A 13533-nucleotide genomic window follows, 5' to 3' on the forward strand; every position below is an offset into this window, starting at 1 on the left:
GAAATGGATCCGTAAAGGTGGTTGTGTAATTCACAAAACATAAAAAAAATGGTCTATCTCCACTATGTATCATAGAATCATCAGGGTTTTTCAGCCTAGTCGTTTAAATAAAAAAATTATTTTTCTATCGATTCCGGTATTCATTGGAATGGTGAACCATACAGCGATAATGATCGCTGATACAGCTATGGTAGGCAAATTAGGTGCCCTTGCTCTCGCCTCTACTGGTTTTGGTGGTGTCACGTATTTTACGGTTTTGTCCTTTCTTATGGGCGCATCAATAGCAGTTCAGATTCTAACTTCCCGTCGCTTTGGGGAAAAGAAAATGTTGGAAGTCGGAAAAGTAGGAGTCAATGCAATTTACTTTTCTTTAGCTTTGGGTCTAGTTATGTCCATCGGTGGTTTTTACCTCGGCGAACCACTTATGGCAGCGCTTGCGGATGATCCCGACGTACAGCGTGAAGCAGGGTTATATTTGTCTTATCGATTTATAGGAACATTTTTATTCTTTTTCATTTTCTTTATTCGCGGATACTTTGATGGACTGGGGTTTACTTATGTAGGAATGGTTTCGGCTTTCCTCACAACAGGATCGAATATATTCTTCAATTGGATCTTGATCTATGGGAATTTGGGTTTCCCTGCGATGGGAGTTCAAGGAGCTGCGATTGCCTCTTCGCTCTCTGGAATACCTGGGGCTTTGGTTTTTGTCATTTATTTATTTACCCGTAGGTTTAGAATTTATTTTCTCCATACAAGTTGGGTGCCCAATCTTGCGATTTTCAAAGAAATTACCTTTTTGGGAACGGCACCAGCTATCGAACAGATGCTAACAAATATTTCATTTATTATCTTCACCAAGTTTGCGGGCCTAGTTGGAACCGTAACAATGGCTGCATCAAATATTGTTTTTAGTACATTGAGTTTATCTTTTATGCCTGGATTTGCATTTGGAATTGCAGCAACCACAATACTAGGACAGGCAGTCGGTCAAGGGAAATACCGTCTTGCTTATGAAGGAACCATGCGAGCTGCAAATTACTCAGCTATTGTGATGGGAACGATGGGAGTGATATTTATCGTTTTTGGCGAATGGATCATTTCTTTTTTTACTATTGATATTGCGGTTGTGAGAGAAGCATACCCTGCCTTAGTAATTGTTGCGCTGATTCAAGTAGGTGACGCTTATCATATGGTTGTTGGTTCCGCTTTGAGAAGTGCGGGCTTGGTATACTGGGTAGCAACAGTTTATATTTTGACTTCCTTTATTGTAATGCTTCCTTGGGCGTATTTCTTTGGAGTATATATGAATTATGGAAATCCTGGGCTTTGGTCTTCTATTTTTCTATGGCTATTGATTTTGGCTATAGCCTTTGTCACAAAATTTCGAAAAAAAGATTGGATCGGAGTAAAAGTATAAATGAAGGAACGGGAAATTTATACACCAAAGCTAGAAGAAGTTCCTCCTATGCCGGAACTTCGTACTTTATGGCAACGACTCGGAGAAGAGAAAATTCGCGAACTGGTAAGCTGTTTTTATGATATCATACAAAATTCTAGCATTGCCCCCATGTTTCCTGGCAATTGGGATCAAGCAAAGAAAGACCAAGCAGATTTTATGATTCAGGTTCTAGGTGGACCAAGTTTTTATTCGGATAGAAAAGGGCATCCGAGAATGAGAATGCGCCATTTCGCATTTGAAATCAACGAAGCGTCTAGATTGGTTTGGCTTAATTCTTATCGAAGGGCAATGGAAGATACGAATATTCCATCAGAGGAGAAGAAAATTTTGGATTCTTATTTAGATAATTTTTCAAAATGGATGATTAATTCGAAGTCATAACCTTTTCAAATAGACTTTTTACTTTCTGATTGTTGGTTTCGGTCCATTGCTCGGAAACTATTTCTTTACCTCTACGATTGAAACCTCGAACATAAACTTTGCCTTTAATGATGCCTTCTCTTAATTGATTGTTCCAATCTAATAGTATTGGTTCGTATCCTGGCTTACTGAGGAGATGCTCGAGTGGCTGAATCTGGGATCGATTCTCTTCGCCCAAAGATAAGTATCCTAAGCATACAATTTTTTCTTCCTGGCCATAAGAGTATGTTTGTATCTTCCAAAAGATCTTTCTTGCAAGCCTTCGGCAGAGTTCTCTATCTTGAGGAAGACACCCAACCAAAATTGTCGATTTGCCTTTGAGGTCAGATGTTTTGTGTGCTTTACCAAATTGATCATGTAGCGAAAATTCAGGAAGTGTTGGATTCTCTTTGGATGTAATCGTGAATACAAAAGCAAAATATAGAAGTCCTATCACAAAAAAAAATCTGAAATGAACTGGTAAGTAATTTCGTGAAATCATAATCTGGAACCGTGCGTTGGATTCAAATTATATATCTGATCTTTATTAGCGCAATAGGATTTCTGCAGGGTTGCAAGACATTTACATCCCAACCAAAATTGATTCTTAGTGAAGATTACCTCGCAGGTTTCGAGATTCATCCTCTAGAATTAAAAGAAAATTTTGCCGAAGTTCAAGATATAATTCAACCTACTAGTTGCAAAAATATTTCTAAACAAAATGTCCGTGATTCGTTAAGTTCCTTACTGATCAAGAATCCTTCTGTTTTTCGAGATAAACCCAAACCACTATTCCCGTCAGGTAAGAATCTAGATGAAATTGCAAATTCAATTTATAGTAATCTTCAATTGCATTTAAAAATTGAGACAGGCACAGAAGATTCTACTCAAGAATCGAATTCGATAAAAATTTTCACTAAAAACAATACTACATATATGTATTATTTTATCTTCAAAGAAGATGATGATCTTCAGCCTTTTACAAGAATTCTTAGAACGAACTTCTATTTTTTCTGTGAGAATCATAAAATGAATATTATTTTTGATGAGATTAAGGAAAACATAATATTCCAAAACCAGTATACTTGGAGTGATTGGATCAATGTTTCGAGATTTGTAGTTAAGGCCAATTCAAAAGAAAGACTTAGCATCAATGAAAAAAGTACAATCATTGCTCATTTTAAAAATAGGAAATCTGCTGATCAGAACATAACATTTCCCGATTGGATAGTATTTGATTTCGATCATGACGGAAGTAACATTGAGAAGAAAAATGCGATTGCAAAAGAAAAACCTATCGATGAGAAAAATAAAACCATTGAAGATCGTTTGAATCTACTGAAACATTTGAATAAAAAAGGTTTGATTACTAATGAAGAATATAAGCTAAAGAGAAAGGAAATTCTAGATAGTATCTGAATAATCAATTTAGAAAACTTATTCTGAATTTTTAGTATACTTAAATTCCTTCACCATGCATAAAATCTTGAAGAAAAATATTATCATCCTTTTCTTTATCAGTTAATTTTGAATCATGCTCTTTCTGTTTTTCAGATAATTTATTGATTAACTTTTGTTGAGCTTCAATTTTTTCGAGAATTACAGCAAACACTTTTGCTACAGGGTCAGGCATCTGGCTATGATCTAACATTCCATCTACGTTATCTTCGGATGTAGTTCTTACAATTTTACCTGGAATTCCGACGACGGTGCAACCTTTAGGAACGTTCCTCATGACAACAGACCCTGCGCCCACTCTGGAATTCTCCTCCATTACTATATTCCCAAGTATCTTAGCGCCAGCTCCAACAACAACATTTCTCCTTAGAGTGGGGTGTCTTTTGCCAGATTCTTTACCTGTTCCACCGAGCGTAACTCCTTGATAAATCAAACATCCTTCTTCAATAATTGCCGTCTCGCCAATAACTACTCCTTGCCCGTGATCAATCATTATTCCGTTTGCAATTTGGGCTCCAGGATGAATGTCGATTCCTGTGAACATACGTGTAAAATAATTGAGCAATCTAGGAAGCAACGGAAGTTTCATTCTGTACAGAAGATGTGCGATCTTGTGAAGCCACAATGCATGCAGACCTGGATAGCATAGGATAATTTCTAAATACGATTTAGCAGCTGGATCAAATTTTTTTATAGCACGAATATTATTAAACATTTTACAGGTCTCTAGTTCAGACTTTACAAACCCCCTTTTTGTTGGAAATAGTTATTGATAAGAAGAATCTGTTTTCTTAATCTTTGTGTAGAACTGAATTACTCCTATGATCAAAAAAAATCTCCGAACTCATATCCTATTGTTCCTATTCACCTTCCTCACTCTGACCTTCAAAGGGGATTTGTTTATCGGTATCTTCCAATTCGAATGGAGACAGATGTTAGAGATTTTTAGAATTGAATGGAGCTATTCCTTATCTCTCATTACTATTTTATTATGTCATGAAATGGGACATTATTTACCTGCACGATACTACGGCGTAAAAGCTACTCTCCCATATTTCATTCCATTTCCATTGGGACCAATAGGAACTATGGGAGCCGTTATCCAAATCAAAGAACCCATACCAGATAAGATAAAATTATTTGATATTGGTGTAGGCGGACCTGTGATGAGTCTTGTACTATCTGTTCCTTCTTGGCTATTGGGTTTATCACTTTCCGAACTTGTCCCAATTACAGTCAGTTCTGATCAACATGAATTCCTAATATTTGGAGACAGTTTATTCACATACTGGACAAGTCAGTGGATATTTGGTGCTCATGATCCTAATCTATTCATGATCGAAAGCCATCCTTTGGCTCGGGCTGGTTGGGTAGGATTGATCATTACAGCAATCAATTTGCTACCATTTGGTCAACTGGATGGCGGACATATAATTTATTCAATGTTTGGTGAGAAATATCGAAAATGGATTTATTATTTATTTTTATCGTTTCTAATATTATCATTCTTTAATTTTACTTGGCTCGTATGGGGATTTCTGATCTATTTCTTTATAAAAATTGAGCACCCTTTTGTACCCGATCACTCTTTTCAGAGATTAGGTAAAAAGAGGATCTTTCTTGGGAGTTTTATGCTGATCAGTTTTATTTTTATTTTTGTTCCGGCTCCGCTTAGTATTGGTTCTGAGTTAGATGCACCGAATCTTTTAGAATATTTTTTTGGATGGTAAATAAATGAAAAATAGTATATTAATTTTTGTAATTCTATGTGTATTGACTGCAAGTCAACGAATCAAAGCGCAGGAATCAAGAGAGTACAAATTGTCCGATAAAGCTTACGGTCTAACATGGGATGGAACGTATTTCTATTATCTAGACAGCGAAAGGCGGGCACTTATAAGATTCAATGAAATCGGCGGGCAAGAAATTTTTAATATTGGACTTGCGAATATGAAAGGTATAACTTTTGATTCTCGCGAAGGTAGAATTCTTGTTACAGCGCCAAGGGTTATTCTAAAAATTGATCCGAATACTGGAGGAGTTGTTGATAGGCTTCCCATTCCGATCACACATATCGCTGGTATAGCGAGTGACGGAGGTTTGTACTATTTGTTAGATATTGAAAATGGTAAAATCAATTTATATGATAAGGCAAGCTCTATCATAGTTGGTGGATTCCTTACTGACAGAGCGGCACCTAAAGATATTGCTTATGGGAAAAATTCTCTATGGGTCAGTGATTCAAGTAATTCAACAATTTATAGATACAATCCGAGTAATGGACGCATAACCGGAACTATTCAAGCACCTGCGGATGATATTCGAGGAATTGTGTTTAGCAATGCGAGATTGTGGGTTGTTGATCGAGCATCTAAACTGATCAAGGATATTCCCTTTGTTGAAACAGATAAATTTCTCTCTTCAGGCGAAGCAGATTATATTGTAAATTATAAATTGATTTATACCTTACCTGATATCTCACTCGCCAAAGCTGAAGTTGGGATTGTACAACCTCCAACGAATGAACAACAAAGAATAAGAAGTTTTGAATCTAAAGAAAAGGGTTTTCGCACTGGAGTTGTAAATAGAGAAAGATCGATCAATAAAAAATTGAGTATCGATCAGGCTCGTGGGAATCAAACGACGAATATAGAATTTCAAACAAGAATATCCAATACTGTTTATTATGTTGATGATCGATTTCTCAAAAAGAAGGAATCAATTCCAGAAGAACTAGATCAGTATCGAGATCCAACAAAAGATAATTATCAATTGGAACCGATTGATATCTTATCAAAATTAAATAATTTATTTAGTCAAAAGCGCGATATATTGAGTTCATTTTCTGTGCTTCGTTCCAATGGATTTCCAACTAGATTAAATCAAAGCATAATTGTAAATGCGATAAAAACAGATAGAGCAGAAACTAATAAAAATTCTACGACTCCGTTGAAATGGGAATCGAAAGATTCAAAATTTCTAGATGTATACCTACCGGGATTCGGTTGGATTCCATACTCGAACCAAACTGAGATTAAATATAAAGATAATCGAACCTTTACAGCGAATGATAATGAGATTTCGCTTTTTCAAATAAATACAAATAGTAAGATTGCATCACCTGTCTATTTCCGATCTAGCCCTAACGAAGAATGGAAAAATTTGGAATCGAGATGGGAAGTAACCGTTAGGAGAAAGCAATGATATCAAAAAAAAACACTCTCATACTAATTCTCGGAGTATTCCTTGTAGGTTGTGTAAATATAAAGAAGAAAGAAGAATCTCTTCCTATTTCACTATGGATTGATAAAGTAAAATTTGTCTGGAGAGAATTACCAAATTCAAGAACACAATGTACGGACTTTGATTATTTTCCCAATGGTGGAATTCGGAATTTCTACTGTCATATAAAAGATTATAGCAATCCTCTAGAGCTAGAAAAATATTTCGGCAAATCTATATTTAAATCGGGACCGCATCGAGAAGGTTTCTTGATCTTAAATCATTCTCATGAGTTTGGTTATTATGATCCAGAATTTCCTAAATTTTTGACAAAAACTCTTATACCTGGAGCCAATGACAAAACTTTTCACTTCTTAACGCAACCTATCTATGATAAATTTATTCGAAACCTTTCGAGAACAATGTATGTAACTTATCAGAAATTACATTCGAATGAGGTATTCTTGACCAAAGAAAGATTGCGATACAAAAAGTTGATCGAGCAGAAGACTCTTGAACCATATTATTATGAGAAATTCTATTCTTTTATGGATTATGGTTTTACAGATGACCCGAACCCCAATATTGCAAGCCACTTTAAAATATTCCGAGATGATCCTGAATTTGACGGGAATGTTGTGAAAACTTGCGTAGCTTTCTGGATAAGGAGATCAATTGATGGAACTGATGTCAATTTTTTTGAAGGTCTCAAATTATTGTTGTTAACTTATGATAGTGAATTTATAAAAAGAAGATGAAAATTGCTGCTATAGGTGATGTGCATGGTTTCTGGAATTCTTTAGATACTGATTATTTCAATAATTCGGATTATGATTGCATTCTATTTACTGGAGACTTGAAAGGTAGAACAAAAAAAAGTCTAAACAAAATAGTTCCTTTTATCAATTCAATAACAAAGCCCCTTTACATGTGTTATGGAAACTGGGATTCCACTAATATTTTCCAAATTTTAGGAGAAGTTTTTCAGTCGAAATTACTCTCAAAAATTGGCGGAGTCGGACATTTATCCAGGATCAAAAAATTTAGAAACAATTTACCGAATATGGAATTGGACGGTTTGAAGTTAATTGAAGTAGGAGAGATTAGTTTAGCGCTAGGGAGACCCTTTTCTTCTGGAGGTCCTTTTGCTTACCGCTCAAGCTTAGAAAAAATCTATGGCATCTATGATTTTAAATCCTGCATTGAGTATTGGAGAACTATTATTGACCAATGTAGAACGAAAAATTTAATTTTTCTAACGCATAATGGACCGTTAGGTTTAGGTGATAAGGCTACTGATATTTATGGATGTGATTTTAAAAAAGAAGAAGGAGATTGGGGTGATTATGATCTACAAGAAATCATTCTGTATGCAAAAAGTAAAAAAATAAATGTTCCTTTAGTAGTCTCAGGGCATATGCACCACTTCAATCCTAAAACTAAATCAAAACGAACTTGGAAACTGGTTCAAGATGGAACTCTCTATATTAATGCTGCAAACGTTCCGAGAATTAAGAAAACAGGTAATGGCATAAAATCACATCATGTCTCAATCAACTTGGATATTCAAAATGGAACTGTGACTGCAGAAGAGATCTGGATAAAGATGTAATCTAATATAAAATTTCTTTTACTGATCTGATTACATCTGAAACATCATCGTTTGTCATACCAGCGAACAATGGTAATGACAAACAACGATCGTACATTTTGCACGCATTTGGATAGTCTTCTCTATTATAGTCAAATTGCTTGCGATAAAAGGAATGTTCGAATATAGGAATGAAATGCAATGAAGATCCAATGTTTCGATCTTTTAGTTCCACACATAAAGTGTCTCTACCAACTTTGGCAAGTGATGGATCCAATTCAATTCGGAACAGGTGCCATGAATGGGAACCCCATTCGAAGTCAGATGGCAATTGTAGTCCTGGGATATTTTGAAACTCTTGAATATATTGATTCGCGATTTCTCTTCTTCTATTCCAGAAGCCATTCGCCTCTTTCAATTGAACTAATCCAAGAGCCGCAGATATGTCGGTCATATTGTATTTATAACCAGCATCCGTTACTTCATAATACCATGAAGGTCGATCAAATGATTCTTTGTTGATTCCATGAAGTCGTGTTCGTCGTATCCTGTCCGCAAATTGTGAGTGAGGTGTTGTTACCATTCCTCCCTCGCCAGTTGTGATTCCTTTTGTAGCATAGAAACTGAATACAGTAAAATCACCATTCGTGCCTATGAACTGTTCTTTGTGAATTGCAGGAAAAGCATGCGCTGCATCTTCAATTACGTACAATCCGTACTTTTTTGCAATTGCTGAAATGGATTCGAGATCACAGGTAGCGCCTGCTATGTGGACTGGAATAACGGCACGAACCAATTTCTTGGTTTTTTTCGAATATAATTTATTGTTCTTTTTGTAACAAAATTTCTTAATAGAAAGTTCTAGTGATCTGCTATCCATATTGTTGTATAGCGGATCTACATCAGTTAAAATTGGTTCTCCTCCGAAATAACAAACTACTTCTGCAGTTGCGGTGAAGGTTACGGACGTTGTGATTGCTGCTGAATTCTGATCGAATCCTATCGCTTCCAATGCTAAATGTAAACCAGCAGTTGCCGAATTGACAGCGATCGCTTGAGATGCTCCGATGAATTTGCCAAATTCTTGTTCAAATTGTTTGACTTTTGGACCTGAAGTTATCCATCCCGAGCGAAGTACTTGAGTCACTTCATCAATGGCTTCCTCCGAAATTGAAGGGAGAGCAAAAGGTAAAAATGTTTTTCGTGCATTCCGAATCATACTTTAATACGACATAAATCAGTATTCATTAAGAAACCTCTCTGTCTATTTCATTTTCGGTTATTCTTACAAAAGATAAATTTAATTTCCAAAAAATAAAATTCTTCTTGTAGGATACTGCTTGTATTTGACAATTTTTGGAAGAAATGAGCAGTAAACTCAAAGAAATCTTAAATCGCATCGCAATTATTGACCGTGACGTCACCGAACTGAATCGGCTCAAGAGTAGACTTCCTGCTGATCGTCCTTATTCTCCCTCATTGCAACTTTCATTTGATAAACAGATCAACAATCTGCTCAACGAAAGAATTGCTCTCATGGATTTGGAACTCATCAAGCCACCATCCTGGCTTCTCACAAAGAAGGATGATTTTGAAATCATTTCGGGAGATGTTTCCAAAGAACCAAAACCTGAGAGTCTATCTGGTGATAGACCGAGCGAACAATTGGTTCTGGATTTCTTACGCGCACTTCCAAAAACAGAAATACATTTACATCTAGAAGCCTGCGTTAGCAAGAAAACATTAAAATTCCTTTATGAGAAAAATGGAAATCCTCTAACTGAGGAAGAGATTGAAGAAAAATTTAACTTTAAAGATCTCATGGGCTTTATTCAGGTTTTCTTTTTTGTTCAGAGCTCAGTAAAGGAGCCAGGAGATCTTGCCTATCTAATTGAGAGCCTTCATGACTATCTCAAAGCAAATAATATTGTCTATTCTGAAGTATTTTTTGCACCTTCCAAATTCATTCAAAACGGTTTGGATTTTGATGAGATGGTTGAAGTGATGGTTCGAAAAATCCGAGAAATAAAAAATATCGATGGAACTGAAATTCGAATCTTGGTGGATGTATCACGTTCCTTTGGTCCAGAAAATGCGATGAACAATCTCAATCGAGTTCTTAAAGTTCGCCATCCTGAAATCATTGGTATCGGATTAGGCGGAGCGGAACTCATGGGTCCAGCCAAAGATTATGCAGAAGTCTTCCAAGTAGCAAGAGAGTCCGGACTTAGAACTGTAGCTCACTCTGGTGAAGATGATGGACCTTGGGCAATCTGGGATGCCGTAAGACTTTGTAAGGCGGAAAGAGTTGGACATGCAACGTCTGCAATTCAAGATCCAGAACTGGTTAAATACATGAAGGACAATCATATTCCTATTGAGATCTGTGTTACTTCCAATGTCTTTACAGGAAAATATGTTCGCAAAGAACAGAATCATCCTGTTCGTTATTATTACGATCAAGGACTTCCTTTGAGTATAAATACAGATGATCCTGTAATTTTTAATGTAAACTTAACTTACGAATATTTCAAACTCTATCGCTTTTTAGATTTTTCTCTGGATGAGATCATCGACCTCATTAAACAAGGAGTCTTTGCTACTTTCCATCCAGAAAAAGAGAAGCTATGGACGAGAATTGAAGCTGAGATTCGCAAAGTATCAGAAAACTTTGATTATCAGCCTAAATTACCCGTGTTAGCTTGATTCTTCGAGCTAACTATTGGATGTTCTGATTTCAAACGTCAAAGTAATACTAATAATATCCTTCTTCAATCGAATCAAACTGTTCGTATTTACAATTCTAGGACTAGGACACTTGTCGATGCAGATCCTATTCTTTATTCAGCCTTTCGATCTCTTTCCTAAAGCATAAATCATACTCCAACTATAAGAACTTGTTCTGGAATTCTTATTCCAGGTTCATCCTAAGTATCCAGACCTTCCTGATTTTTTTATTCACTTGAGTTTTCTGAGATGCTTCCAGTTAACCCGACTGCTTTTTTGAGATATACCAGCTAATCTATATTTTATATCAATTTTGCATTTAACGGCTGTATTCGGAAATGCTATTATATTCGTTAGTTTTTTAATTCTTTATAGAAAAAAATGTAGAAATTTAATCTAACAAATAAATGTTAGTTGAATATAGGAATTAACATGAAAACTAAATATTTGCCCATTTTCTTTTTGCTACTATTTATAGTTAGCTGTCCGGAGCCAGAATCGGAAGACGATTTATCGAGCTTACTATTGATTTCTGCTTTAGGTGGAGGTGGAAGTGCAGGAACTAGTAACCAACCGACAGTAACATCAGTAACACCGCAAATTTTTTACATCGGTTCTACAATCACAATTACTGGAACTAATTTGAGTGGAAAAACAGTTGCTCTATTTAAAAATGGAGTGGTCAACGTTATACCAACCAACTTAGTTTCCCAATCGGATACGGAAGTGAAATTAAGAATCACTGGTAATAATGCAAATTCTACTTTAGGAACTGCTGGGATCTCAGTGGATAGTCAAGCTGTTAATTCATCTTTGAATTTATCATTTATCACGTCGATTACATCCAGCTTATCAACTGCAATCGCAGAAGTAAATGTAACACCCGTCGCAACTACGAATACTGCTCCTTCTGGACTGAGTTACACGGTTAGTCCTGCACTTCCTAGTGGACTTACTTTTAATACTTCAGCAGGAACTGTTTCGGGAACCCCAACGACCGGAACTGGTAATAATTTGCTTACGTATACGCTGACTGGTACTAATACTGTTACTGAAGTAGGTGGATCGGTAACTGGAAATCTTTTTATTGCCGTAGTAACTAATGCACAGAGGATTGCTAGAACCTGCAGTTCAGTTGGTGTAGGAGGTGGATGCTCCATTAGTAATCCGTTTACATGTAATAATTCAACGAGCTGTTTTACTACATCCAATGGTTGCATCAATAATTCTAGTTGTGGTTTCTGATTTTAGAAATGAATTAGCATTCTGAATACTTGCTGGCCAATACTGTAAATTTACTGGCTAGCAATTAATTTAAATAATATATAAATATTAATTTTATATTAAAATCTTAAGAATTATTTTAAAAATAATTCTTCGCTCTAATTCGATACATTTTCCTTCACTCTAGAATTCCTTTTGGATAGGCAAATACTATTTTGACCTTTGGGAAATCTTCTGCTTTATCATCTTGAAGATTAGAAATTCCGACATATTCGAGTAATCGCGTAGTTTTCTTATCATAGGTTACATAAATTGAATCAGCTAATGTTCTAATGATAAAATTTTCTGGGCGAAGTACGAATTGTACGGCATCTCTTCCTTTGTATTGAAAATCTTTTACCTTCTGTACTCTGCACTGGAAATAGTCTAATCGATTCGCAAGCAAGAAATAACCACGAATCGTCTGACCACTTGTTACATTGTCAAAATCATCCCGAATAAAATAATCGAATCCTCCATCCACAACAACGAGCCCAGGAATCTTAATTGTCTTTTTATTGACTGGCTTATCAGATCCTCTCTGGTGTTCTACCAAGAATTCCTGACTGCTTGGATTCACTAATTTGGATTTATCATAGTATCCGGTTCGGAAATCTTCCATATGAAAATCAGGTTGAGTTCTTTTCTTTCCAAAATCAATTCTCTTGCGGGCAAAAGTTTTCTCTTGTGTATCTTTATATTCGATAATGGAGTATTCATGTTCTCCATTCTGATAAAATTCCGAATGATTTTCTGAATAAATAAATTTGCCCGAAGTAACATCAAAAGCATTGGAACGATAAGAAATTTTCTTGGGATTTGCATAAACAGAACTAAATGCGATGAAGCTCGCGAATATTGAAATTAGAATTTTATTCATGTTGATTAGACTATACTATCCATGATCAATTTGAAAATTATAGCTAGGAAACAAATTTCCATTTCAGAATCTTGTCTGGTTTTTAAGCAATAATATATTAAATTCAATTGACTAATATAATAAATTTCCTATCTTTGTGTATTCTAGGAGTCTAACATGAAATCATTTTTACTAATATTACTTGTCTTTACTGTCTCATGTTCTGGTGGATATAACGGAGTTGATGGCCCAGATACATATACAAGAGATGAGAGTATAGAAATAATTCAAAGAGCTCAGATAATTAGATTCAACTACTGCTCGGATACTGAATCGATAAATAATTTATTGATTGATAATTTAGCAAAGAACCCTCGATTTCTGCTGGATGGAGCCTTCTACTCTACAAAGGATGTTGCAGAATGCGAGCAGGCCACACTGATAACACCTTGCAGTGAGCCGGGATACACTTGTAGTATGGCTCCGAAAGAATTCCTAAATGGCAAATTGCTTCAAGGTGGGTTCTAATTTTTTTTGATTTCTTTTCCAAAT

Annotated in this window: 14 protein-coding genes; 10 read left to right on the top strand and 4 right to left on the bottom strand. The window is 35.7% G+C overall.

Going from position 1 to position 13533, the window contains the following annotated elements; all coding sequences use genetic code 11:
• Nucleotides 1–64: 64 nt before the first annotated feature.
• Nucleotides 65–1420 (top strand): MATE family efflux transporter, encoded by a 1356-nt coding sequence (locus O4O04_RS19435; RefSeq protein ID WP_272533578.1) that lies wholly within the window; start codon nucleotides 65–67, stop codon nucleotides 1418–1420.
• Nucleotides 1421–1843 carry a globin domain-containing protein gene (locus O4O04_RS19440; protein WP_272533579.1) on the top strand — a complete coding sequence of 141 codons (423 nt, stop codon included), beginning with the start codon at nucleotides 1421–1423 and terminating at the stop codon, nucleotides 1841–1843. It abuts the gene before it with no gap.
• Here O4O04_RS19440 and O4O04_RS19445 read toward each other — a convergent pair.
• Nucleotides 1827–2363, bottom strand: a complete 537-nt coding sequence (locus O4O04_RS19445) for a hypothetical protein (protein WP_272533580.1) — start codon at nucleotides 2361–2363, stop codon at nucleotides 1827–1829. The genes O4O04_RS19440 and O4O04_RS19445 overlap by 17 nt on opposite strands.
• An 11-nt stretch (nucleotides 2364–2374) precedes the next feature.
• Between O4O04_RS19445 and O4O04_RS19450 the strand changes: the two genes are divergently transcribed.
• Nucleotides 2375–3280 carry a hypothetical protein gene (locus O4O04_RS19450; RefSeq protein ID WP_272533581.1) on the top strand — a complete coding sequence of 302 codons (906 nt, stop codon included), beginning with the start codon at nucleotides 2375–2377 and terminating at the stop codon, nucleotides 3278–3280.
• 40 nt (nucleotides 3281–3320) lie between these two features.
• On the opposite strand, the gene cysE is transcribed toward O4O04_RS19450, so the two are convergent.
• Nucleotides 3321–4034, bottom strand: a complete 714-nt coding sequence (gene cysE, locus O4O04_RS19455) for a serine O-acetyltransferase (RefSeq protein ID WP_272533582.1) — start codon at nucleotides 4032–4034, stop codon at nucleotides 3321–3323.
• A 106-nt stretch (nucleotides 4035–4140) separates the two neighbouring features.
• Between cysE and O4O04_RS19460 the strand changes: the two genes are divergently transcribed.
• Genes O4O04_RS19460 through O4O04_RS19475 form a run of 4 tightly spaced genes read left to right on the top strand, consistent with a single transcriptional unit; the run spans nucleotide 4141 to nucleotide 8153 of the window.
• Complete coding sequence (locus O4O04_RS19460; protein ID WP_272533583.1) at nucleotides 4141–5049, top strand: site-2 protease family protein; 909 nt, start codon at nucleotides 4141–4143, stop codon at nucleotides 5047–5049.
• 4 nt (nucleotides 5050–5053) lie between these two features.
• Nucleotides 5054–6523: an NHL repeat-containing protein gene (locus tag O4O04_RS19465; protein WP_272533584.1), complete on the top strand. Its 1470-nt coding sequence runs from the start codon at nucleotides 5054–5056 to the stop codon at nucleotides 6521–6523.
• Entirely contained in the window at nucleotides 6520–7299 is a 780-nt protein-coding gene (locus O4O04_RS19470) for a hypothetical protein (RefSeq protein ID WP_272533585.1), read from the top strand. The genes O4O04_RS19465 and O4O04_RS19470 overlap by 4 nt, the downstream gene beginning before the upstream one ends.
• Nucleotides 7296–8153 carry a metallophosphoesterase gene (locus O4O04_RS19475; protein WP_272533586.1) on the top strand — a complete coding sequence of 286 codons (858 nt, stop codon included), beginning with the start codon at nucleotides 7296–7298 and terminating at the stop codon, nucleotides 8151–8153. The genes O4O04_RS19470 and O4O04_RS19475 overlap by 4 nt, the downstream gene beginning before the upstream one ends.
• A gap of 1 nt (nucleotide 8154) precedes the next feature.
• Here the strand turns inward: O4O04_RS19475 and O4O04_RS19480 are convergent, their stop codons facing one another.
• Complete coding sequence (locus O4O04_RS19480) at nucleotides 8155–9348, bottom strand: DegT/DnrJ/EryC1/StrS family aminotransferase (RefSeq protein ID WP_272536152.1); 1194 nt, start codon at nucleotides 9346–9348, stop codon at nucleotides 8155–8157.
• A gap of 149 nt (nucleotides 9349–9497) precedes the next feature.
• Here O4O04_RS19480 and add point away from each other — a divergent pair, with 149 nt between their 5' ends.
• Complete coding sequence (gene add, locus O4O04_RS19485) at nucleotides 9498–10838, top strand: adenosine deaminase (protein WP_272533587.1); 1341 nt, start codon at nucleotides 9498–9500, stop codon at nucleotides 10836–10838.
• 453 nt (nucleotides 10839–11291) lie between these two features.
• Nucleotides 11292–12104: a putative Ig domain-containing protein gene (locus tag O4O04_RS19490; protein ID WP_272533588.1), complete on the top strand. Its 813-nt coding sequence runs from the start codon at nucleotides 11292–11294 to the stop codon at nucleotides 12102–12104.
• Between the two features lie 157 nt (nucleotides 12105–12261).
• Here O4O04_RS19490 and O4O04_RS19495 read toward each other — a convergent pair whose 3' ends face one another.
• Nucleotides 12262–13002, bottom strand: a complete 741-nt coding sequence (locus O4O04_RS19495; RefSeq protein WP_272533589.1) for a hypothetical protein — start codon at nucleotides 13000–13002, stop codon at nucleotides 12262–12264.
• Nucleotides 13003–13158: 156 nt separating this feature from the next.
• Here O4O04_RS19495 and O4O04_RS19500 point away from each other — a divergent pair, with 156 nt between their 5' ends.
• Nucleotides 13159–13509 carry a hypothetical protein gene (locus tag O4O04_RS19500; RefSeq protein ID WP_272533590.1) on the top strand — a complete coding sequence of 117 codons (351 nt, stop codon included), beginning with the start codon at nucleotides 13159–13161 and terminating at the stop codon, nucleotides 13507–13509.
• Nucleotides 13510–13533: the final 24 nt, after the last annotated feature.

The sequence above is a fragment of the Leptospira sp. GIMC2001 genome, assembly GCF_028462125.1.
Taxonomy (GTDB): Bacteria; Spirochaetota; Leptospiria; order Leptospirales; family Leptospiraceae.